We start from the raw sequence: 22613 nt of genomic DNA, 5'->3' as shown, positions 1-22613 counted from the left end.
GGGAAACGTTGAACAAGCGCTTCCCGGAAACACGGCTGATCCATCCATTCAATCGTGTTTTGCGAATACGGCGTATCGGAAGAAATCCTTCTGGTACGCTGTATTCGCATTTGTGTGGTGAAAGTAGTCGAAAAAACAGATATAATAGGAGTAATACAGATCAGGCGAGCGCTGAGGAAGCACTGATTTCATGAATTGTGAGGATATAGGCGAGTCATAAATTGTTCTAAATAGGGAAAGGAGTCCGTTGATGAATCGAGACATTAAGGTATTGATTAGCGTAATCGCCGTTTTAATTTTGTTTGTCGCCCTGGCCATCGATATTAATCTGCAGCGGCGGGACAGTATTCCCGCTTCTTCAAAAATTCTGGGATTAGTGGTTACCGTTACGGAGGATTCCTGGAAAGATGAACTGGAGAAATCAATAGAGGACGCCGCTGCCCAGTATGATATGGCTGTAATGCCCCTGCTTGCAGAGCGCAATCAAAATGCGCAAATCGATGCCTTAAGAGCGCTCATTGCATATCAAGCGGATGTGATTGTATTTTCACCTCTGGTGGAAAATGGATGGGACAAGGTTTTATCGGAGGCGAAACGAGCAGGGATTCCTATTATTGCGGTAGATAAGGCAGTGCGGTCAGGAAGAGGCGGAATTACTTCAAGCTATGTGGGTTACGATTATTACTCGGCAGCAGTAAAAGCGGCAGAGGTAATGCTGGAAAACATAAGTGGTGATAAAACCATTGTAGAACTTTGCGGGACAACGGGCGCCTATCCGGTGAGGGAGATCACCAGAGGGTTTCGGGAGACTCTGGAAAAAGACGGGCGCTACAAAATCAATTACAGTGTGTGCGGAGAGTGTATGCGATCCAAAGGGAAGGAAATCGTAAAAGGTCTTCTTCGCAATGACTATAGTATTGATATTCTGATTTCACACAATGATGCCATGACGTTGGGTGCCATTGATGCAATTGAGCAGGAAGGCAAGGTACCGGGAGAAGATATCAAAATTTATGCCTTCGGGGGAGCGGAAGAAGTGGTTTCCCTTGTAAAGGAAGGGAAAATTGAATGCCTTGTGCAATGTGACCCGGATCTTGGGGATACTGTCATGGAGGCTGCAGCAGGTTTGATTAAGAGTGGTGCTGAGAGTGAGGATGCGTTCCGACTGATCAAAACGAAGTTGATCACAAAGGAGGTATTTGCACAATGATACGGTATCTCAATACGACAATCTTTCGCCATAAGGGCAGTATCAGAACAATGCTGAAACAGTCTTATAGAACCATTATTGCGGCAATGATCATTCCGACAGTGATCATGACTGCCTCTATGATGCTGATGACGGCACGGTATGATGATCTCATAGAGAATATAGATAAAGCAGCAGAAATTCGCGATATTGCAAAAAATCAGTTTTCCGGGGAAATCTGGAATATCGTATCGGGCAAAATGGATTTTATGGAAGGCAGCCAGGGCGAAATGATGCAGCAAATGGAAGAGGGGCTTGCAGAACTGGAAGAGAACAATGCGCATACCGCTCGGTATGTGGTGGCGGCGCAGCGTGCAAGCAATACTCTGCGGTCCTATGTAGATACCCTAAGGTTTCAGACAATGAATCAGGAGGCGGTGAGTCTGCAGGAAAGCACGTATCGGGATATCACCGGTGTAGTAACGCTCATTCATACCGTACTGGAACAATACATTAATGAAGAACTGATCAATATTTCCAGACTCAACAGCAGAATTCAGATGGTTGCCGTTCTGGTGCTGATTTTTACTGCAGGAATCCTAATGATGGTAATCTATTTTGCGGTAAACTCCTATCAGTATCTGCGTGATTCGATCCACAACCCAATCTTAAAGCTTCAGGAGATGACGAGAGCTATTACAGACGGAAATCTGGACGCAAGGGTTACAGGAAGCGCTGTTGCTGAGATGATCCCTTTGACCAAGAGTTTAAACCATATGGCGGAACGGCTGCAGCAGCTCATTGACGAGCGGATTGAGGTTGGAAAGGATTTGCAGAAGGCTGAAATGAGGGCTTTGCAGGCGCAGATTACGCCTCATTTTGTATATAATACGCTTGAAACCATCATCTGGCTTGCCGAGCAAGAGAGAAACGAGGAACTTGTGGATATTGCCATGGCGTTTACGGAGTTTTTGCGGATTTCTCTCAATCAGGGCAAAGATTATGTGGAGGTCAGCAGCGAACAGAAGCATGTTCAAAGCTATCTCAGCATACAATCAGCACGGTACAATCGGATTATGACTTACAATATCGATATTGATCCGGCACTGGAAAAGGAATCCATCCTTAAGCTTCTTCTTCAGCCACTTGTGGAAAATGCAATCTATCACGGGATCAAGAATAAGCGGGGCGGAGGCCAGATTCAAGTTCTTGCAAGAAAAAATGAAGATAATACCATGACCTTCACGGTCAGCGATTCCGGCATTGGTATGCTCCCGGAACAGCTGGAGCGTCTCAGATTTCGGCTTCGGGAAGGAATTCTTCCCGAATTTTCGGGCTTTGGTTTATACAATGTAAACAGGCGTATTCGCCTGTACTACAACAGAGAATTAGAAATCGCTAGTGAATTTGGGAAGGGGACAAGCATTTGCTTTACGCTTCCTTGCGGGGAGAAGAACAATGATGAAACTGTTTGTAGCGGATGACGAGGAGATTATCCGCGCAGGGATAAGAAATTGCATCGAAAAGCGAGCTGATATTTTCACCATCTGCGGGGAAGCGGAGGATGGAGAAATGGCATTGCCGCTGATCCAAGAACTGAGGCCGGACATTCTTATCGCTGATGTGCGAATGCCCTTCATGGATGGTCTTGATTTGGCAGCGCTGGTGAAGAGGGCTATGCCTTGGGTTCATATCATTATCGTCAGCGGTCATGATGAATTCGAATACGCCCAAAAAGCATTGAATGTTGGAGTCGATGCCTACATTCTGAAACCTGTGAACTCTCCCAAGCTGCTGGAGGTTCTGACCGAGGTGGCGGAACGGATTGAAAAAGAAAAGAAAACCTACCTCGATATGGAAGAAAGCCTAAAAAGAGACGAGCTGGAGACCACCATCCTTCGTGAGCATTTTCTCAGTGAACTGGTGGTAGGAGCCGTGGGACTCAACGAGGCCCTTCAAGCCGCGCAGCGCCATAAGGTGAGTCTGATCAGCAAAAAATACGTGGTCTGTCAGGCTGCTTTATCGGGGTTTGCGGCAGGAGATGAGCCGGCCCGGATTCGCCTTGTGGGAAATCATGTTTTTGGAGAAAGAACCGATTGCATCTGGTTTCTGCAGAGCAACGACCAAATGGTATTCATTGTTAAGGGAGAGCACGAAACAGCAGTTCGGGAGGCAGCCTATGAGACGGCCCAGATCCTGCGCCATGAGATGAAACGGTATCTTTCCATGGACGTATCGGTGGGCATTGGTTCCATAGTGGATCGGATCGGTGAATTGGCAAAATCCTATGCAGACGCTCGCAGCGTTTTCGGCAGCGGCCTTGTCTTTCAGGGAAGTAAAATCATAGGGTCTGATGACTTGAAGCTCGATCGGCTTTCCGGGAAACAGATGCTTTCCCTCAATGTTCCACTGGGAGAGCAGCTTCGTCATGCTTCCCAAAAAGATCTGCCTCAAATTTTAGAGAGTTACTTTCAGGAGGTTAGTGATGAAAGTTTGGACAGCCATCTGCTGCGGTACTATCTGCTCACGGATTTGATCGTGACTGCATCCCGCCTGACTCAGGAAAAGGGTGAAATGCAAAAGCTGATTTCGGAAAATCCCCGGCAGGTTTTCGAGCTGGCTGCTTCTTTGGAAGACAGCCGCAGCTTTTCACTGGAGCTTCTGACGGAAATGATTTCGCTGCGAAGTGCCTCCAGTACAATCCCCTATGGGCAGGAAATCCGCAGTGCCCGAGAGTACATTGATGCGCACTACAGCGATCCCGATATCTCCCTGCATACCGTAGCCAAAGAGGTAGGGTTCTCCCCAAGCCATTTCAGCGCGATTTTCTCTCAGGAGACGGGAGGAACCTTTATAGAATACCTTACCAAATGCCGGGTTGAGGCAGCAAAGACCATGCTTCAGGACAAAAAAAACAAGCTTCATGAGATTGCACCAGCCATTGGTTACAACGATCCTCATTATTTTAGCTATGTGTTTAAAAAGAATACCGGCGTCAGCCCCAAGGAGTTTAGAAACAACCTATAAATTTTTACGATAAAAATTTATAACTTTTCAATATGAATCTGAATGAGTAAAAAAAGGAATGCATTTTTTTGATAAATCTATGCATTCCCTATTACCTCCCTTTTGTTTATAGTGGTGACAAGAAGATTGCATCAGTTGGTAATGTCTTGCTTATTTTGCAGACGAATTTGCCCATATATCAATTGATGCTCAACTGGGCGGTCGAAAAGGGGGCGTGTCGATGTGTCTAAGCCGCAGCGCTTTAGCAACTTCCGAATGCTGTTAAATCAGCCGGCACTGTTGCTGACAATACTATTCATATTCGCTATTCTGATTATTTTCATCATCCTGCCGCTAATCAATGTTTTCCGACTGGGCTTTACAGGTCCTGACGGAGGCTTCAGCGCAGAAACCTTTGTAAAAATGGTATCCGATCCCGGATATCAGAAAACCTTTTGGAATACCATGAAACTTGGAGGATTGGTAGCCTGTATCTCTACCTTTGTAGGCTATATCTTTGCTTTTGCCATCACCAGAACGGAGATGCCCGGCAAACGATTCTTCCGTGGTATTGCAACTTTGCCAATTATTTCTCCACCCTTTGTTCTGTCACTTTCGATTATTTTTCTCTTTGGCAGGATGGGGCTTATCACCAACAAGCTTTTGAATATCGACAGCTTTGACGTGTATGGTTTGGGGAGCCTTGTAGCTGTACAGTCGGTGTCCTTCTTTCCCGTTGCATTTCTTACCTTGACGGGAATCCTGGAATCCATCGATGATTCCGTGGAAGACGCCGCATACAATATAGGTGCTTCCAGATGGCATATATTCCGGACGGTAACGCTGCCTCTGTCCCTGCCGGGAATCGGAAGCGCGATGCTGCTGGTCTTTATTCAGTCCCTTGAGGATTTCTCAAATCCTGCCGTTATCGCAGGAAGCTATTCCACTCTGTCTGTAGAAGCATACCGGGTGATCACCGGAATGTACGACATGCAGGGAGGAACGATTCTGGCAATTGTTCTTTTACTGCCCACCCTCACTGCATTTGCAGTGCAGCGTTACTGGATCAGCAAGAAATCCTTTGTAACCGTTACAGGAAAACCCACCCAAAAACGAAGGAAGCTTCATGAGAAACATATTGTATGGCCGTTGTTCGGGGCCTGCTCCCTTGTGAGCGCGGCTGTTATCATGCTGTACGGAACCGTACTTGCGGGAGCCTTTGTTAAGACTTGGGGTGTAAACAATACCTTTACGCTGGAACATTTCAAGTATGTCTTCTCCATGGGCTGGGATCCGGTGAAAAACTCCATCATACTGGCCGCGGTATCGGCGCCTATCTCAGGTCTTCTGGGAATGGCCATCGCATACCTCATTGTAAGGCAGAAGTTCTTCGGTAAGAAACTAATGGAGTTCTCCTCAATTTTGACCTTTGCTATCCCGGGAACCGTCCTGGGAATAGGATACATATTTACCTTCAATCATGAGCCTTTGCTCTTGACAGGAACCGCAGTCATACTGGTGGCAGCCTTTACCTTCCGGAATATGCCCGTTGGAATCGAGGCCGGAACCACAACACTGCTTCAGATTGACAGGTCGATCGAGGAAGCCTCGACCATATCGGGGGCGGGAGCGGGAACGACCTTCCGCAGGGTAACACTTCCATTGCTGCGTCAGGCGTTTTTCTCAGGCTTGGTCTACTCCTTTGTTAAGGCTATGACCGCAGTCAGTGCGATTATTTTCCTCATCTCTCCGAAATGGAACCTGTCCACAGCGCGAATTTTCGCACTGTTTGAATCCAGCCAATACAGCGGAGCTGCAGCGTATATCGTTATTATGATCGCCATTATTTTGGCAGCCATAGCATTGATTAATCTGCTGGTAAATCTACTGTTCAAACCGAAATATCTGAAAAGAGCAACTGCAAAATGATCTGTGAAGGGGGTCGTAAACATGAGTAAAGATATTGTGGAAGATCTGAGGCAGCGTTCAAGCGGCGTCAAGATGGTAAATCTGGCAAAGGTTTTTCCGTCCCATGAGGGACTTGGCGATACCGTTGCTGTAAATCATATTAATTTGGAAATTAAAACCGGTGAAATGATGACCCTTCTGGGTCCATCGGGCTGCGGTAAAACAACGACACTTCGTATGATTTCAGGCTTTGAAACTCCAAGCGGCGGCGAAATCTTCATCGGAGATCGATCTGTTACCAATGTTCCGCCGAACAAAAGAGATATTTCTATGGTGTTTCAATCCTATGCCCTGTTTCCGCATCTGACCATCTATGAGAATATCTGTTATGGCTTGCGGGTTCAGAGGCTTCCTAAGGATCAGCTCCAGGAGCGGACAAAAAAAGTCATCGATCTGATGGAGCTTAAGGGAATGGAAAATCGCTTTCCCAATCAGCTTTCGGGAGGACAGCAGCAGCGTGTGGCCCTTGCCCGTGCCGTCATTATTGAGCCCAAGGTATTGCTCTTTGATGAACCCCTGTCCAATCTGGATGCCAAATTAAGGGAGCATATGAGAGATGAGCTCCGTTCGCTCCAAAAACGCCTCGGAATTACCAGCCTGTATGTTACCCATGATCAGTCGGAAGCCATGGCAATTTCCGACAAGGTCGTCATCATGAAGGATGGCAACATCATGCAGCTTGGAAGCCCTCAGGAAATCTACGAGTTTCCTGCAAATCGCTTCGTTGCAAACTTTATTGGTAAGGCGAACTTCATTCCGTGCGTCTATCGAGGGATGGACGGCGATTATGCGATAGTGGCGCTGGCGGACACCATCTATAAGGTTCCGAGCCCTGGAGCTATGAGTGGAATTGAGGCCGGCAGTGAATGCGTTCTTTCGGTGAGGCCGGAATCGGTCAGAATTCTAAAAGCCGATCAGGGAGGCATCACCGGGGAAGTAATCCGGGCAGTCTACTATGGAGCAAAAGTGGAATACGAGATCAAGATTGGAACAGGTCCTGTTATTGTTGAGGTTTACAATCCTCAGCTCACAGAGCGCTTCTACGAGGGAGACCGGGTCAGCATCGCGCTTGATGATGCCTGTGTCAGAATCCTGAAATAACTGCGGCGGGTATCCCCAATCGGGTTACGGCGCCAGGTTGCTGCTTTTGATCAGGCTCAACCGAACATACAGAAGGAGAAAAAAATGAACGACTACATCATTGGCGTGAATCTTCCCGATTCCACCGGACTTCCTCAGCTCGCGGAGGTTCTCAAGCGATACGTGACGGACGGTTTTAACGCCTGTGAGATAAATCTGTCAACGTTCCCAATGATTATAGGTGGGGAAATAAAACCAATCGTCGTCGATTTTGTTAAGGAAATACTGGGACGCTATCCTCTGAGATATACCGCCCATGCCGGTTATGGTTTGGATCTTCGCAATTTAGAAGAGCTTGATATGCACCGGGCAGTGCTCTTTTCCTCCATCGAGGTATGTGCATCCTTGGGAATCGAGCTGATGAACCTGCACTATGAGGTCAAGACCCAATACGCAGCAAGGGAGAAGGCCTTCTTTGATGCACACCGTGAAGCAGCAGAATATGCGATGAAGCTGGGCGTTAAGCTCAGCATCGAAAATATAGAAGTTGAGATTGCTGAAAAAACGGCAGAGTTTGTCCGCGCGGTAGATCACCCGAATCTTGGGATGACATTGGATCTGGGTCACCTGTATCTTTCGGCAAAACATTTTGGGTATGATTTTCTGGAGACGGTGAAAGAATGTGCGCCATTGCTGAGCCATCTGCACATTAACGACAACACCGGAGATTTTGAAATGATGCGCCTTACCAACTTCGATCTTTATAAAACCATGGACCGGAACTACCGGTTTGCTTTTGGCAGGGGAGATATCCACGTGCCTCCCTTCTGGGGCAAGGCGCCACTGGCAGAAGCCCTTGCAGTGATCAAACAAACAAAATACAGCGGCTTTTGGATCTGCGAGTACTACAACCAAAGCTTCGTTCCCTTTAACCGTGAGGTACAGGAAAGAGTTCGCAGAGAAATTGAAAATGCATGATGGAGACCTTCGGACCTTTTAAGGGAACCTGGTGGACGTGGAAGAATATATTCAGGAGCTGTACCCCGAATCTAAATTAGTAAGGCAGCAGTTCCTTAATATAACGAAACGTTGATTTATTGGATTAAATCAACGCTTCCATAGAAAACATTTAACTATCACTTACAAAAAAAGAGGAGGATGAAAAATGTTTACGAAACGTATGCGCGTATGTGCTCTGCTTTTGGCCCTCATGATGGTAGTGGCCGCTCTGGCCGGATGCGGCTCTTCCGGCAAAGAGGCAGAAAAAGGAGATAGCGAAGACGCAAAAAAAGAGCCTGCTTATAAAGAACTTACGGTATACAGCGCTCTGCCAGAAACCGAACTGCCCTTCTATTTCAACGCATTCCAGCAGGATACCGGCATCAAGGTGAACTATGTCAGATTATCCGCAGGAGAAATGCTCACAAGAGTTAAGGCAGAAGGAGCAAATCCAAACGCTTCCTTGATGTACGGCGGTTCCAGCGATACCTATATCGCTGCTGCTGCGGAAGGTCTTTTGGAACCATATACTTCACCGGAGCTGTCCAACGTCCCCGACGAGTATAAGGATGCCGACGGAAATTGGTCTCCTTTCTATGTTGGAGCACTTGCATTTGCCTGCAACAAGGATTGGTTTGAAAAGAATAAACTTGAGTATCCCAAGACTTGGGATGATCTGCTGAAGCCTGAATTCAAAGGTCAGGTCTCCATGGCGCATCCTTCCACGTCCGGTACTTCCTTCAGCATTCTGGCAACAATTGTGCAGATGATGGGAGAAGACCAGGCTTGGGATTACATGTCAAAGCTGAACAAGAATGTTCGTCAGTATACTAAGGCTGGTGCAGCGCCTCCGATGGAAGTTGCTCTGGGAGAAGCCGCTATTGCGCTTACCTTCGCTCATGACGGATTAAAGCCTGCAAACGAGGGCTACCCCATTGAAGTTGTATTCCCAGAAGACGGAACCGGCTATGAAGTAGGAGCCATTGCTCTCATTAAGAATGGAAAAGCAGAAGAGAAAGAAAATGCAAAACTCTTTATCGACTGGGTACTGTCTCAGAGAGGTCAGGAATGCTTCATCGAATCAAAGAGCAATCGTCTGCCCATCAACGTGAATGCAAAGGTATCAGATGGTCTTAAGAAGATCAGCGATATCAATGTAATTGCATATGACGCTGTTTGGAGCGGAGAAAACAGAGAACGTCTTGTTGAGGATTTCAAAGCTAAGATTGATAACGCAGGTTCATTAAAAGAATAAGAAACGTAGCCTCCGAGCCGTGCGATTTATCTTTTTCAGGGCGGAGAAATCCGCCCTTTCCTCTCAAATTTGTGAATTCGTACCCGTTTTTGCAAAATACATCAGGGAGGACTGTTTAACCAAAAGGCGTAACGAAGTGATACAGGAAAAAAGGTGAAAACTATGTCTCTATTGGAAATATGCGCAAGAATTTTGCTTGCCATGGCAATCGGAGGAATTATCGGCTGGGAACGGGAAAACAGCAACCGGCCCGCAGGCCTAAGGACTCATATGCTGGTCGCCATTGGAGCGGCTGTAGTCATGCTGATGGGAGAGCTGTCTCTGGAGACTTATGCAGATATTACAACCATGGATCCCACGAGACTTGGTGCACAGGTCATTTCAGGAATTGGTTTTTTGGGAGCCGGGACAATTATGAAAGAAGGGGCGACGGTGAAAGGACTTACCACCGCAGCCAGCCTATGGGCAGTGGCTTGCCTCGGCCTTGCGGCAGGAGGAGGCTTTTACGAAGCTGCCACAGCAGGTACCATCGCCATCATCATCACACTGACCATATTCGAATATTTGGAGAAGCGGTTCTGCAAAGTAAGACAAAAGGGACTCGCCATGGATATGGTATGCACAGATATTTCATCGACGTTGATCAACATCAAAAAAATAGCTCCCGGCTACGACGTAGTACTTAACGATGTCGATATTGCAGAGGAGATCGGAGAGGATCGGGTATTGTACCATGTTACATCCAAGTTCGGTTTTGGCAAATCCAGCAAGAAAGTCGATAAGGATGGGTTCACTTCGGAGATTAAACGGCTTGACGGCGTGTCCGTTACAAAGGTGAAAGATTTATAAAGAGGCACTGATCAATCAGTGTTTCCGTGAATTCGCAAGCTACAATAGCATCGCAACCGATGCAAAACTGTCATTTCATACAAGGAAAGAGCCGGGAGCACAGCTTCCGGCTCTTTTCTATCTTAAATACCTCCTTCAGTGTTCTAAGACCTACCTCATGGTTGACAAGTCAACCAATTTGGAATAAAATATGGTTGATCAATCAACGAAATGGCGGTGAAAAAATGAAACCGGAAATCATGATGTTTCTAAAATATAATAACAAAATCTTTCGGTATACCCAGCGGTATTTGGATCGGGCTTTAAAAAAATATGAGCTAAGCAGCGGAGCCTTTTCCTACCTATTCTTCCTGGAGCATCAGGAAGGAGTCAGCCAGAATCAAATTAGCAGAGAAGTCGGAAATGACAAGGCTATGTCAGCGAGAACCATAACGAAGCTGATCGAATCAGGACACATTTACAAAACCGCAGATGAGAAGGACAGCAGAGCATACCAACTTTATCTGACGCAGAAATCAAAGGATATTCTGCCTAAAATTCATCAGGAGTTTGATCTTCTGGTCAAAAGAATTACAAAAGATCTCACAGATAACGAACGTCAAGTTACGATGGATTCTCTGAAAAAGATCTTTGAACAAACAAAATTATTACGAGGTGAGGATCTTTAAGATGGAACAGGAAAACACAAGGAACAAATGGTCTGTGCTGATGGTTGTAGTTGTATCGACCTTTATGTCAACACTGGATGGCAGTATCGTCAACGTAGCGCTTCCCAATATGGCGCGGGCACTGGGGGTGGGAACCTCGAGAATTCAGCTTGTTGCTTTGAGCTATCTCATCGTAATCTCCGGTATGGTTTTGATTTTCGGCAGATTGGGCGACATGATCGGTAAAAGCAGAACCTTCCGTTACGGGCTATTGATCTTTTCGGTAGGATCTTTGCTTTGCGGAATCTCATACAGCTTTCTGTTTTTGATCGTTTCGCGGGTCGTTCAAGCGGTAGGGGCTGCAGCCATGATGGCGAATAATCAGGGGATTATTGCGGAAGTGTTTCCGGCAGCGGAGCGAGGGAGGGCTCTGGGTCTTTCGGGAACCGCTGTTGCATTAGGCTCTTTGGTAGGTCCTGGACTTGGCGGGATCATTGTAGGTGTAGGACGATGGGAATATATCTTTTTGATTAATGTTCCGATTGGAATTGCTGCTTATTTTTTTGCATATCGGCTGCTGCCCAAAGGAAAAAGCATGGCAGGTCAAAAAATGGATGGACTTGGCGCCCTGCTGTTGCTGCTTTCCATCATTCCGCTGTTCACCGCATTGGGCGAAGGCTTAAACCGTGGCTTTACCGACTCTGTGATCCTCTGTGGCTTCGGCGTCTCGATCGTCTCCTTCTTTTTATTTATACAGCTTGAAAAGAGAAAAGAGCATCCTCTCATCAGGCTTGAAATCTTTCAGAACCGCTTATTCTCGCTTAGCATATTTTGTAGTTTTCTTACATTTGTGGCAATGTTCTGCAGCAACATCATCCTTCCTTTTTATCTTCAGGATGTCATGGCCTACAGTCCGCAGCACGCAGGTCTGATCCTTATGATCTATCCGCTGATTTTGATGGTGGCAGCGCCTTTCGGCGGTCATCTTTCGGATAAAATCGGATCTGAAATTCTTACTGTCGTGGGACTGTCACTTGCCAGTGCGGGACTTTTTGCTATGGGAACGTTGAACCAAAACTCTTCGATGTTCCATTTGGTTTTATTTATCGCGGTCATGGCAATGGGAATGGGGTTGTTTCAATCCCCAAACACCTCTCTAATCATGTCAACTGTTCCTAGAAACAAGTTGGGAATCGCAGGCAGCGTCAATGCGCTGGTCAGAAATTTGGGAATGGTGTCGGGGATTGCTCTAGCTACTACTGTCCTTTACAGTATGATGAGCCTGAAACTTGCGTATAAAGTATCAAACTATACTGCGGGCCAGGATCAAGCATTTATTTACGGTATGCACGTTGTATATCTCATTGCGGCGGGAATCAGCCTGCTGGGAGCAATCCTTACACTCCTGCGGTATTTGAGGAGTCCCTGTTGGAAATCAGAAAGGGGCAGAGTCTTAGGCAACTGAATCACTATCGACCGCAAATTAGTTAAAATTTTTTGAAGGGATAAGATGTGGTCTGAAATAAATATTTTTGAAGAACGTTGTAAAATCAAGGTGTGACACCATATTTTGATTTTGTCAATTGTGAAATTTGGATATAATTCCTTGAATTTTTGATAACAATGTAGTAAGTTATTACATGATAAAAACTACAGAAGTGAGAAATTGAGAATGAAACAAATATCACAATCAGCACAATTCGTAAAGCAATTTAAAACGGAAGTGATTCCGTTCATGAAACAATTATATTCCCAATTCAAGAAGAATAAGAAGTCCAAAGTCACAGCGGCAGCAGTGCTATTTAGCATTGCTCTTTGTTTTGTATGGATTCAGCTTTCTGGTGCAGAGGTGTATCGTTTGAACATCGAGGGGAAAGAAGCCGGATATGTTACAGATCAATCACTGGTTCAAGCTGCGGTGGACAACGTCATAGCAGATTACAAAGAAAAAGGAATGGAGCTTACCATCGATGAGAATACACTTCTTTGCAGTCCTACGGATTTAAAGAAGAAGGATGTTAACCCTTTGGATCTTGATGCGCTGGAAAAGCTTGTTGTGGCGTCTGATGCTTTTAAAGCAAAGGGCTTTGCCATTAATGTTGACGGAAGAACTCTTGCGGCAGTAGCAACAGAGCAATCGGCGAATCAAATTCTTGAAGATATTAAGAACCACTACCTGACAGATGGCAGCGAGATCGTCAGCGTTTCCTTCAAAGAAGATGTTGCTGTTACTCAGTCGGCAGTTCGAATTGCAGAGTTTAAGAGTGCGGAGGAAGCCGAGGCTCTGCTTCTTGCCGGTGAAAATGCGCCCGTTGTCTATACCGTTCAAGATGGAGATACCCTGTGGGATATCGCTTCTGCGAACCACGTGAGCACGGAGGAATTGCAGGCTGCCAATCCGGGATTTGATCCGAATAAATTGAAAATTGGGCAGCAGCTAAACTTAGTTGCAATTAAGCCATATATAACGGTTCTGACGAAGGAACGAATCACTGCTGCCGAGCAGATCGATTTCGACACAGTTTACGAGGAAACCAATACGCTCAACAAAGGTGAAATCAAAGTAAAGACCGCTGGTGTATACGGATCGCAGCTTGTCACTTCTGAGGTCACAAAAGAAAATGGTACTGCCATTGAAACGAAGGTTTTGGAGGCTACTGTAACGGCAGAACCTCAAGCTCAGGTGGCTTTGAAAGGAACAAAAGCAGGAACTTATCTAGCCAGCAGAGGCGGCGGAAGAGAAGTTACTGTAAGTGGATCGGGGAGCGATATCGTAGCTTACGCAAAATCCTTTCTGGGGACGCCCTATGTTCATGGCGGTTCCAGTCCAAAGGGTTTTGATTGCTCGGGATTTACCCAATATGTTTATTCACATTTTGGCGGAAGTTTGCCGCGCACCACAACCGGCCAGTACGGAACCGGTACCTATGTTGAAAAATCCCAGTTGAAACCTGGTGATCTTGTCTTTTTCTCGTCCTCTTCCCGCATCAGCCATGTAGGCATTTACGTTGGAGGCGGAAGCTTTATCCATTCACCACAATCCGGTGAGAGTGTCAAAGTCAGCAGCTTTTCTACCACTACTCTGAAGTACTGCGGAGCAGTAAGAGCGTCAAATCAATAAGAAAAAGCTTTTTCTACAGGTATCATTTTATCTCCTCTCAGAATATGCTGATATATATTCTGAACGATGGAGGCAACTAGATGGAAAGGGTTGTTATCATAGGAGGCGGCTGGTCAGGCGTCGCTTCTGCTTTGGCTGCGAAAAAAGCGGGGGCGGAAGTTACTTTAGTAGAAAAGACAGATATGCTTCTTGGGCTTGGCAATGTAGGCGGTATTATGAGAAACAACGGCAGGTATACTGCCGCAGAAGAAAATATAGCCCTTGGCGCCGATGAACTTTTCGGTATTACAGATAAATGTTCCAGGCATGTGAATGTAGATTTTCCAGGGCACAAGCACGCGAGCCTATACGATGTGATCAAGGTTGAGCCGCAGGTGAGAAGATTGCTGAAAGAGAAAGGGATCACGATTCAAACCATCGCCAGAGCGGTGGATGTAGTAATGGATCCTTCGGTTACGCCTGGCGGAAACAGAATTATGAAAGGAATTATCCTTGCAGACGATACGGTGATTGAGGGTGATGTTTTCATTGAATGCACGGGGTCTACAGGACCGATGGGAAACTGCCTTACTTATGGAAACGGTTGTTGTATGTGTATCCTCAGATGCCCTGCATTCGGTCCAAGGGTCAGTATCACCCAAAAGGCTGGAAATAACGATATTATGGGACAGCGCAAAGACGGCGCTTTCGGTGCCTTCAGCGGCTCCGGCAAGCTGGAAAAGTCCTCGCTGTCAGAAGAAATACAAAGTCAGCTCAATGAGATCGGTGTTGCAGTCATACCTTTGAAAGCAGAGCAGATCACGAAGGAAAAGCTGGATATGAAGGTTTGCCAGCAATATGCGCTGGATGAATATGCTGAGAATATTGTACTTTTGGATACGGGGTATGCAAAGATCATGACTCCGTTTTTTCCTCTCGAGAAGCTGAGAATGGTTCCGGGATTTGAAAATGCCAGATATGCGGATCCATATGCAGGCGGAAAAGGAAATTCCATACGCTACCTGTCTGTAGCGGAACGGGATAATCAAATGAAGGTAACCGGCATTGAAAACTTGTTCTGCGGCGGTGAAAAATCAGGGCTGTTTGTAGGTCATACCGAAGCAATTTCGACGGGTACGCTTGCAGGCTACAATAGTGTTAGGTACTTGAAAGGAATCAGGCCGCTGGAACTGCCGAAGCAGATTGCCATCGGAGATTTGATTTCATATGCAAACAAACGGGTTAAGACCAAGGATGGTCTTATGACAAGGTATACCTTCGCTGGATCTGAATACTTCCAGCGAATGCAGGATAAGGGGCTTTATACCACCGACTCAGAGGCGGTGAGGAAGCGGATTAAGAAGTTTGATCTTGAAAATATTTATAAGGAACCGATTATATAAATATGAAGCGCCTTGTAGGCATGCTGCCACGAAAACCGCTCGCTTTGCTCGGACGGTTTTCTTGGGCAGTACACCTGCAAGGCGCTTGTTTTGCTCATCGGTGATATAAATATTCACAATTTTGACAGGCGGTTTCCAAGAGAATACCCGCGTCGCGGCACCTTTCTGTTTTAATCGGGCAATACAAATATTCACGGTATTGTCGGACGGTTTTCTTGGGCAGTACACCTGCAAGGCGCTTGTTTTGATCCTATTACTGCTCTTGTATTGGGAGGCAGATGATGAATTCTGATCCTTTTCCCAGTCCTTCGCTATGAACTTCTATTTCGCCCTTGTGAAGCTGAATGATTTCTTTGGTGATGGCAAGTCCAAGGCCCAGGCCGCTGCTGTTATGCCCTTGAACTGTTTCGGCCTGAATGAAGGGGTCAAACAGGGTTTCGATCATGTCTGCGGCGATGCCCAAGCCCGTATCTTTTACACGGATAAATGCCTTCTCGTTGTGCCGATATAGGCTGAGAATAACACTCCCGCCTGTATTCGTAAATTTCCAGGCATTATGGAGAAGGTTTCCAATTACTTGTCTAAGGCGCTGTGGATCCGCACTGATATAGATTGGACCTTGATTTCCTTCATCCACGCTGAGTTCTATTTTTTTTTGTTCAAAGAGCAGATTGTAATCCTCAACTGCCAATTGAGCAAGCTGATTTAGATTAACAGGTTCTGTTTTCAGCTTCATTTTATTACTCGAGATCCGTGTGTGGTCGAGCAGTTCGTCGACGAGATGACAGAGCTGATTCGTTTGACGAATCAGAATTTCCTTGGTTTTGTAAAATTTATCCCAGTCAGCAGTCAGATTCAAAAGTTCTAGGCCTGACGCAATTGTTGCGATTGGATTTCTAAGTTCATGAGATAGTATATCGAGAAACCAAAGCATACTTTTATTTAATGACTCCAGTTTGTCAACCAGTGCCAGAACTTCCTGTTCGCTTTTTTTCAGAGCTTCTTCTGCAGTTTTTCGATCGCTGATGCCACAATTATTAATAACATAGGAAGTTTCAAGAAACAATGCGTGAATCTTTGACTCACTCTCCATGAGCATGATGTTTTCCTTACGTTTTTTGTCCATCCTTGTACATTCTGTAACAAATCCTTCTTGTACAACCATTTGGTACTCCTAGTCCTGAAAGGGGGGATTCACTTAGCGCTTCGCCCAAAATACCACTTTGAAGTAATAGATACTATAAATCTATTTCATTTCCCCTTAAGATATACCAATGGTGACCTATTTCTGACGGCAGAGAGCCCATTTTAGATTTCTCGCGTTTGTTCTTTCTCCCGCTTTGCCATACGGCTTATGAACCGGAACAGCACATAACCCAGAAGGACACTGCCCAGAATATTTGGTGTTGTCCCATAATAAAGCCAAAATTTAAGAAGAAATGGTAGATTAGGGCCAAATAAGGGTGCCAGCAGAGGTGTCAAAACTAAAGTTGTGGAAAGATAGAGGCCAAGTCCGCCGACAATGATCAATTCCAATCTGGCTAGCCTTTCGGTAAAATGAAACCGGCTGCTAACATAGGCCAGCAGGGCCAGTGCTGCACCAAGCAGGATGGGATAAAAGATTATAAGATACATGCTTTGAGGGCCGGTGTACTTGAAGTAGGCTTCCTGCGCCCAGGTGCTGATTTCGCAGTAACCCAGCAGGAGTGCAAGAAACAGGACATCCCATAGCATGTAGAATGCAATTTGCTTTCGCATAGAGCGACTCTCCTTTCGTTATAAGATCCTGTGCAATGACAAGGCTTTCGTGGCACAGAGTGGTAGTAGAACTTATTTTAGAATAGCACAGCTTGAATAAAATGGAAAGAATATTGCGTCTCAGCAGGCGCGAGAGCAGTAAGACGCCTTTAGCGAAACAACCTATACTTTTTTCGTCAAACCGGCTCGATCGCTTTTCACTTCCTATTTATTCAGGGATATGCTAAAATTTAGAGAAAAGCGGAATGCTAATATTAGAGAAGCTAAGATTGCTGCCAGATGCAATTGGTGATTTTCTGTTTTGCGTCAATGGCGCAGCAAAATATGGGTTGATGAAAAAAGGAGAAAAAAATGCGTTTAAATAAATTTATAGCTCAGGCAGGTGTCGCCAGCCGCAGAAAGGCGGACGAGCTTGCCAAGCAGGGCAAAGTAAAGATCAACGGTGCTGTCATGACGGAGATGGGCTATGATGTGAAAGAAGATGACCTCGTAGAGGTTAACGGCAGGATCATCAAGCAAGAGGCAAAAAAGGTCTATATCATGCTCAACAAGCCCAAGGGCTTTATCACTTCAACAAGAGATGAAAGGGACAGGCCGACGGTAATGGAGCTTGTTACGGATATCAATGAGCGTCTGTTTGCCATTGGAAGGCTGGACTATAATACTTCGGGAATGCTTCTCATGACCAATGATGGGGATTTGGCACATAAACTGGCTCATCCGAAACACCATATCTACAAGACCTATCGGGCAAGAGTGTCGGGACAGCTGTCTGCGGAAAAGGTTGCAAAGCTCAGAAACGGAGTAGATATCGGAGGCTTTGTGACTTCTAAAGCGGTCGTCAATGTGATGAAACAGGTGGAACGGTCGGCGATTGTAGAGATCAAAATCTTCGAGGGAAGAAACCGACAGGTTCGCAAGATGTTTTCCGCTGTGGGGAATAAAGTAATGGATTTGGAGCGAATTGCCATCGGAGAACTTTATCTGGGTCACCTGATGCAGGGCCATTATCGCAAGCTGACAAAGCAGGAAGTGGATTATCTCAAAGATTGCTGAAGCCGTTCATAGGAGAAGAAGACGAATATGAATCTGATCACAAAACCTACAGCGTTGTCTTTGAAAATAATTGAAGAATATATAAAACCTGGTGACATTGTTGTGGATGCAACCGCCGGAAACGGACACGATACACTGGCCCTTGCAAAATTAGCAGGGACTGGAGGCAAGGTTTATGCCTTTGATGTACAGCCTCTAGCCTTGGAACAAACAAAAACCCTTCTTGAAAAAGAGGGTTATTTTCATAACTGCACACTGGTTTTGGATTCTCATGAAAATATGGGAAGCCATATACCGGACCATGAGAAAAAAGAGCTTTCCGCTGTGGTCTTTAATCTGGGGTATCTCCCCGGAGGGCAAAAGGAAATGACAACACAGGCGGGGGCAACTATTGCTGCGGTAGAACAGGCACTGTACTTGATCCGCATAGGCGGAATCATAGCGGTGACAATGTATCCCGGACATCCTGAGGGGGAAATGGAAAGAGCCTCGCTGCTGCATTTCTCAGAGAACCTTTCACAGAGGCAGTATCATACCGCTTATCTTTCTTTTCCTAATCAGAAAAAGAGTCCGCCGGAACTGTTGCTTATCACAAGAAAATGCTAATTAGAAAGAACTCTCCAGAACGATTGCTCATCACAAGAAAATGCTGAGAAGTGCACCGCCAAACGGTGCGCTTCATATTATTATATAGGGAAATGCTGATTAATTCTATTGGCACATCTGAAACCTAGCTATCATCAATGAAATCAGCTTTTACTCGAAATAAATCGCATGGAGATGTTTTTATTGGGATCAGAACTCATATTGCTCTCGATTTTTATCATTGCGGTAATCGGAAAGGCAAATACGGTTGCCATTGCTACCGGAATCTTACTTGGCCTGAAGCTGATTAGAATCGATCAATACATATACCCATTTCTGGAAAAGAACGGCCTGACTTATGGGATCATCATTCTGGTCGCAGCCATTCTTCTTCCCATTGCCAGCGGTAAGATCACCTCTGATGGTATCAAGGAGATCTTTGCGTCATGGATTGGTATCGCTGCTTTTGCCTTATCCTTTTTTACGACATATTTGAGTGGTCGAGGCCTGGATTTCCTTACGGTACAAGGGCATAGCGACGTGATGCCCGCTATGATCCTGGGCGCAGTAATCGCCACGGCGTTTTTAGGCGGTGTCCCTGTCGGACCGCTGATTACCAGCGGCCTATTGGTGCTGCTGATCAAAATTGTGGAAGTCTTTAAAGGATAGCTTGGACTGTGAGATCGGAAGTTAGTCGGCACAGTCAGATCGGAATACGGACCAAAAGCAAAAGCCCGGATCTTTGCAAGGACCGGGCTTTTGCCGATGGGAAAATTATGTCGAATGTATGCTTACTTTCTTTTTGACTCTTTCGGCGTCACGCAGATGCCTTCCGCCCTACAAACAACGATGGGCTCTTCAAGGAAATCCGCAGCAGAAGGGCTGATGTCCGGCCTTGCCGCAACAACTTTCTTTGCTTCGAATCTCATTTTTCTGGATGTGTTTCCCACTTCATAAATTTCTCCGTATGCTTCGATATAATCTCCTGCAAACGTGGGTGCCAGGAATTGAATATCAGTATACTTCAGGAATAGTCCCTCATCACCGTCGAGCTTGATTAAAAGCTCCGTTGCAACGTCGCCGAAAAGATGAACCATATGTGCGCCGTCAACCAGGCTTCCGCCGTAATGCGCATCTTTATGAGACATTCTCAGACGAATCGTTGAAGTTATTTTTTCCATCGCAATTCTCCTCTTTGATCTATAATTTGTTTGTATAATGTTATAACATGCAGACGCTTATTCCTGCACGTTATATTGAACACAGCATTGATAGCAAAGTTGCTGATTATTATGAACTGCGTTCAATATTTTATCCTAAGGAAACGCTGATTTATTTCATGGACACATTTGACTGGTAAATTTTTCGCTTGGCGCTGTCATAAAGCCTCGCAATAGCGCTGCTATTGCTGCGTTTTTCCTTGCCAATCGTAAAATTTCCTCAACCACCTGTGTGCATTCCATTAAATCAGTGATTCCATAAAAAATAATTTGCAAATAATGTGCCAATCAGTTATCCTTGTATTATGTGAGTAATGAACCGATTTCGCATCGCCCTTTGGATAGGGTGATGCGAAAAGTACGTGAAAGGAGGCGTGTTGCGATGGCAGAGAATTGCTATGGAATAAAACGGGTGATTGAGCCTAAGCATGTGCTGTCTACCTCTGCATGGAAGGTGGATAACAACAGAGAAATCCATCCCAATGAAATGCGGGTGTCGATCAAAAAACTTCATCTGGAAAGTACGAGTTTTAAACAGATTTGCATCGAATCTAACAACAACCTTGACAAGATTAAGGATCGAATTATCGATATTGTCATAAAAAGAGGGAAGCTCCATAATCCGGTAACAGACACGGGGGGGCTGCTCTTCGGCGTTGTAGAGAAAATCGGGGAGGAGTACGGCAATCAATACGGTCTTGAGGTTGGAGACGAAATTATCTGTAATGCGTCACTGGCTGCAATCCCCCTTTATATCAGCCGCATCACAAAGATTGATATGGCGTACAATCAAGCGGATGCTGAGGGATATGCAATCCTTTTCAACGAATTCCCCATCGTAAAAAAACCGGAAGGTGTTCCGATGAACCTACTGCTTTTCGCATTTGATGAATCGGGTACTTTATATACTGCAAGCAGCTGCGCCAAGGGTAAAACCAATTTTCTAATTGTCGGCAGCAACCTGCTTACCAACGCCTTGTACGGCTACGCCATCCGAAATGTGGCCGGTCCGGATGCTCGAATTGTCTGTCTGCTGGACAGTAAGTCCGACGTTATGGTTAAGGGAAAAAGCATCGAGCTGCTGTTGAACAATGTTTTTACGGAAATCTACTATGTAAACATATTAAAGCCCATGGAATGCATAGAAAGCCTGCAGATGGATTCCATGTTTGACCTGAGCGTCAACTGCGCCGATATCCCAGGGGCAGAGACCATTAATATTCTTGCCACGAAATCCGGTGGTACAGTTTGCTTTGCGAACTTGATTAATAATTACAACATCGCGCTATACTTGACAGAAGCAATTTCAAGGCAGCTGGACATCCGCTGCGCAGTGGGATACCTAAAGGAATACGACGAATTTGACATTAGGATCGTGCAGGGCCTTGCTCCGTTCCTGGAACGCGCGGTGGTCACTGAGATGAAGGTTGAGGATGACATCGCCTACCCGCTGGGGAGAATGAGAAAGGGATTTGAATTATCCGGCTACCGCAAGAGCCTTGTAGAGGATTTTATCTGTGAAAGCAGAGCGATGACCATTGTTGTGGATGAAATACTCAGCGTGGCAAAATACGATTGCAACGTTTTGATTACAGGGGATACGGGAGTCGGAAAAGAAAAGGTCGCCTCGATCATCCAAAAAAACAGCAATCGCAGAATGCAGCCATTCATCAAGATTAATTGCGCAGCCATTTCAGACAATCTGATTGAATCGGAATTCTTTGGATACGAAAAAGGCTCTTTTACCGGAGCCAATGCGACCGGAAAAAAAGGATATTTTGAACTGGCTGACAACGGAATTATCTTTCTGGACGAGATTGGTGAGCTTCCCCCGGACTTGCAGGCAAAGCTTTTGCGAGTCATTCAAGATGGAGAATTTTATCGAGTGGGAGGGACCGAACCCATCAAGACCAACGTTAGAATTATCTCCGCAACCAACCGGGATCTTGAGAAGCTGATTGAGGAAAAGAAATTCAGAAGAGATCTTTATTACAGGCTTAACGTATTCCCCATCAGAGTACCGGACCTTAATGAGAGAAGGGCAGAAATTCCTGCATTGGTGGAATATTTCATGGGCAAATATACCGAGAAATTTGGTATGAAGCGCTCCATTGCAGAGGACGCCCTGGCATATCTGAAGGAATGCAGTTGGCCCGGAAATATCAGAGAACTGGAGAACGTTGTCCAGAGGCTGCTGATCTCATGCAAAGGAGAGGTTATCACTGTTTTAGATGTTATGAAAGAGCTGCACGCGGATCTGTTTGACAAAATCAGCGTGAATTATGACGAACCGGCATTCGAAGACGCGGAGAAAATCAATCTGGATGATATGGTGGATAACTTTGAAAAGAATATTATTCAGTATGCCTGTGAAAAGCACGGCTCGACAAGAAAAGCAGCAAAGGCAATTGGAATCAGTCAAACTCAGCTGGTAAGAAAGAAAAATAAATATAACATTCCTTAAAAATAGCAAGCATTTAGAAAGGCGAAACAGCGTA

19 protein-coding genes are annotated in these 22613 nt (G+C 45.6%); 16 read left to right on the top strand and 3 right to left on the bottom strand.

Translation table 11 applies throughout. The annotated features are described in order from the left end of the window. Positions 1–250 precede the first annotated feature (250 nt). The 12 genes from FRZ06_14715 (at position 251) to FRZ06_14660 (ending at position 15496) form a co-directional block, all read left to right on the top strand. Positions 251–1210: a substrate-binding domain-containing protein gene (locus FRZ06_14715; protein QOX64503.1), complete on the top strand. Its 960-nt coding sequence runs from the start codon at positions 251–253 to the stop codon at positions 1208–1210. Next, on the top strand, positions 1207–2673 hold the full coding sequence (locus FRZ06_14710; protein QOX64502.1) for a sensor histidine kinase: 1467 nt from the start codon (positions 1207–1209) through the stop codon (positions 2671–2673). The genes FRZ06_14715 and FRZ06_14710 overlap by 4 nt, the downstream gene beginning before the upstream one ends. Beyond that, positions 2648–4216 (top strand): response regulator, encoded by a 1569-nt coding sequence (locus FRZ06_14705; protein ID QOX64501.1) that lies wholly within the window; start codon positions 2648–2650, stop codon positions 4214–4216. The genes FRZ06_14710 and FRZ06_14705 overlap by 26 nt, the downstream gene beginning before the upstream one ends. Positions 4217–4471: 255 nt before the next feature. Next, entirely contained in the window at positions 4472–6124 is a 1653-nt protein-coding gene (locus tag FRZ06_14700; protein QOX65954.1) for an iron ABC transporter permease, read from the top strand. Between the two features lie 21 nt (positions 6125–6145). Next, on the top strand, positions 6146–7264 hold the full coding sequence (locus FRZ06_14695; protein ID QOX64500.1) for an ABC transporter ATP-binding protein: 1119 nt from the start codon (positions 6146–6148) through the stop codon (positions 7262–7264). 84 nt (positions 7265–7348) lie between these two features. Next, complete coding sequence (locus FRZ06_14690) at positions 7349–8221, top strand: sugar phosphate isomerase/epimerase (GenBank protein QOX64499.1); 873 nt, start codon at positions 7349–7351, stop codon at positions 8219–8221. Positions 8222–8453: 232 nt separating this feature from the next. Beyond that, positions 8454–9497, top strand: a complete 1044-nt coding sequence (locus FRZ06_14685; protein QOX65953.1) for an ABC transporter substrate-binding protein — start codon at positions 8454–8456, stop codon at positions 9495–9497. A 162-nt stretch (positions 9498–9659) separates the two neighbouring features. Continuing rightward, positions 9660–10346, top strand: coding sequence for an MgtC/SapB family protein (locus tag FRZ06_14680; protein QOX64498.1), 687 nt, complete (start codon positions 9660–9662; stop codon positions 10344–10346). 224 nt (positions 10347–10570) lie between these two features. Beyond that, the gene (locus tag FRZ06_14675; GenBank protein ID QOX64497.1) at positions 10571–11014 is read left to right on the top strand and encodes a winged helix-turn-helix transcriptional regulator; all 444 of its coding nucleotides are present in this window, start codon (positions 10571–10573) and stop codon (positions 11012–11014) included. Between the two features lies 1 nt (position 11015). Next, positions 11016–12458 carry an MFS transporter gene (locus tag FRZ06_14670; GenBank protein ID QOX64496.1) on the top strand — a complete coding sequence of 481 codons (1443 nt, stop codon included), beginning with the start codon at positions 11016–11018 and terminating at the stop codon, positions 12456–12458. 207 nt (positions 12459–12665) lie between these two features. Then, complete coding sequence (locus tag FRZ06_14665; GenBank protein ID QOX64495.1) at positions 12666–14114, top strand: LysM peptidoglycan-binding domain-containing protein; 1449 nt, start codon at positions 12666–12668, stop codon at positions 14112–14114. 80 nt (positions 14115–14194) lie between these two features. Beyond that, positions 14195–15496 carry an FAD-dependent oxidoreductase gene (locus tag FRZ06_14660; protein QOX64494.1) on the top strand — a complete coding sequence of 434 codons (1302 nt, stop codon included), beginning with the start codon at positions 14195–14197 and terminating at the stop codon, positions 15494–15496. 253 nt (positions 15497–15749) lie between these two features. On the opposite strand, the gene FRZ06_14655 is transcribed toward FRZ06_14660, so the two are convergent. Then, positions 15750–16661 (bottom strand): HAMP domain-containing histidine kinase, encoded by a 912-nt coding sequence (locus FRZ06_14655; GenBank protein ID QOX64493.1) that lies wholly within the window; start codon positions 16659–16661, stop codon positions 15750–15752. Between the two features lie 143 nt (positions 16662–16804). Next, entirely contained in the window at positions 16805–17254 is a 450-nt protein-coding gene (locus FRZ06_14650; protein QOX64492.1) for a hypothetical protein, read from the bottom strand. Positions 17255–17605: 351 nt separating this feature from the next. Between FRZ06_14650 and FRZ06_14645 the strand changes: the two genes are divergently transcribed. The 3 genes from FRZ06_14645 to FRZ06_14635 all read left to right on the top strand — a co-directional run bounded on the left by FRZ06_14645 (position 17606) and on the right by FRZ06_14635 (position 19564). Beyond that, positions 17606–18310 (top strand): rRNA pseudouridine synthase, encoded by a 705-nt coding sequence (locus FRZ06_14645; GenBank protein ID QOX64491.1) that lies wholly within the window; start codon positions 17606–17608, stop codon positions 18308–18310. Positions 18311–18337: 27 nt separating this feature from the next. Further along, a complete protein-coding gene (locus FRZ06_14640; GenBank protein ID QOX64490.1) occupies positions 18338–18916 on the top strand; it encodes a methyltransferase domain-containing protein in 579 nt (192 codons plus the stop codon). A gap of 183 nt (positions 18917–19099) precedes the next feature. Further along, on the top strand, positions 19100–19564 hold the full coding sequence (locus FRZ06_14635; GenBank protein QOX64489.1) for a DUF441 domain-containing protein: 465 nt from the start codon (positions 19100–19102) through the stop codon (positions 19562–19564). Between the two features lie 122 nt (positions 19565–19686). Here FRZ06_14635 and FRZ06_14630 read toward each other — a convergent pair whose 3' ends face one another. Next, positions 19687–20082, bottom strand: coding sequence for a 3-aminobutyryl-CoA ammonia lyase (locus FRZ06_14630; GenBank protein ID QOX64488.1), 396 nt, complete (start codon positions 20080–20082; stop codon positions 19687–19689). A gap of 1492 nt (positions 20083–21574) precedes the next feature. Between FRZ06_14630 and FRZ06_14625 the strand changes: the two genes are divergently transcribed. Continuing rightward, positions 21575–22579, top strand: coding sequence for a sigma-54-dependent Fis family transcriptional regulator (locus FRZ06_14625; GenBank protein QOX65952.1), 1005 nt, complete (start codon positions 21575–21577; stop codon positions 22577–22579). Positions 22580–22613 lie beyond the last annotated feature (34 nt).

This window comes from Clostridiales bacterium, from assembly GCA_015243575.1.
Lineage (GTDB): Bacteria > Bacillota > Clostridia > Peptostreptococcales > Anaerovoracaceae > Anoxybacterium > Anoxybacterium hadale.
The sequence above is the reverse complement of the archived record's forward strand: the minus strand, read 5'-3'. Positions and strand labels throughout refer to the sequence as shown.

Coding starts and splice junctions, on each gene's coding strand:
- FRZ06_14695 (QOX64500.1), top strand. CDS start 6,146: ATGAGTAAAGATATTGTGGAAGATCTGAGGCAGCGTTCAAGCGGCGTC.
- FRZ06_14705 (QOX64501.1), top strand. CDS start 2,648: ATGATGAAACTGTTTGTAGCGGATGACGAGGAGATTATCCGCGCAGGG.
- FRZ06_14655 (QOX64493.1), bottom strand. CDS start 16,661: ATGGTTGTACAAGAAGGATTTGTTACAGAATGTACAAGGATGGACAAA.
- FRZ06_14680 (QOX64498.1), top strand. CDS start 9,660: ATGTCTCTATTGGAAATATGCGCAAGAATTTTGCTTGCCATGGCAATC.
- FRZ06_14640 (QOX64490.1), top strand. CDS start 18,338: ATGAATCTGATCACAAAACCTACAGCGTTGTCTTTGAAAATAATTGAA.
- FRZ06_14675 (QOX64497.1), top strand. CDS start 10,571: ATGAAACCGGAAATCATGATGTTTCTAAAATATAATAACAAAATCTTT.
- FRZ06_14710 (QOX64502.1), top strand. CDS start 1,207: ATGATACGGTATCTCAATACGACAATCTTTCGCCATAAGGGCAGTATC.
- FRZ06_14670 (QOX64496.1), top strand. CDS start 11,016: ATGGAACAGGAAAACACAAGGAACAAATGGTCTGTGCTGATGGTTGTA.
- FRZ06_14665 (QOX64495.1), top strand. CDS start 12,666: ATGAAACAAATATCACAATCAGCACAATTCGTAAAGCAATTTAAAACG.
- FRZ06_14690 (QOX64499.1), top strand. CDS start 7,349: ATGAACGACTACATCATTGGCGTGAATCTTCCCGATTCCACCGGACTT.
- FRZ06_14645 (QOX64491.1), top strand. CDS start 17,606: ATGCGTTTAAATAAATTTATAGCTCAGGCAGGTGTCGCCAGCCGCAGA.
- FRZ06_14625 (QOX65952.1), top strand. CDS start 21,575: ATGAGAAAGGGATTTGAATTATCCGGCTACCGCAAGAGCCTTGTAGAG.
- FRZ06_14700 (QOX65954.1), top strand. CDS start 4,472: ATGCTGTTAAATCAGCCGGCACTGTTGCTGACAATACTATTCATATTC.
- FRZ06_14715 (QOX64503.1), top strand. CDS start 251: ATGAATCGAGACATTAAGGTATTGATTAGCGTAATCGCCGTTTTAATT.
- FRZ06_14650 (QOX64492.1), bottom strand. CDS start 17,254: ATGCGAAAGCAAATTGCATTCTACATGCTATGGGATGTCCTGTTTCTT.
- FRZ06_14685 (QOX65953.1), top strand. CDS start 8,454: ATGATGGTAGTGGCCGCTCTGGCCGGATGCGGCTCTTCCGGCAAAGAG.
- FRZ06_14660 (QOX64494.1), top strand. CDS start 14,195: ATGGAAAGGGTTGTTATCATAGGAGGCGGCTGGTCAGGCGTCGCTTCT.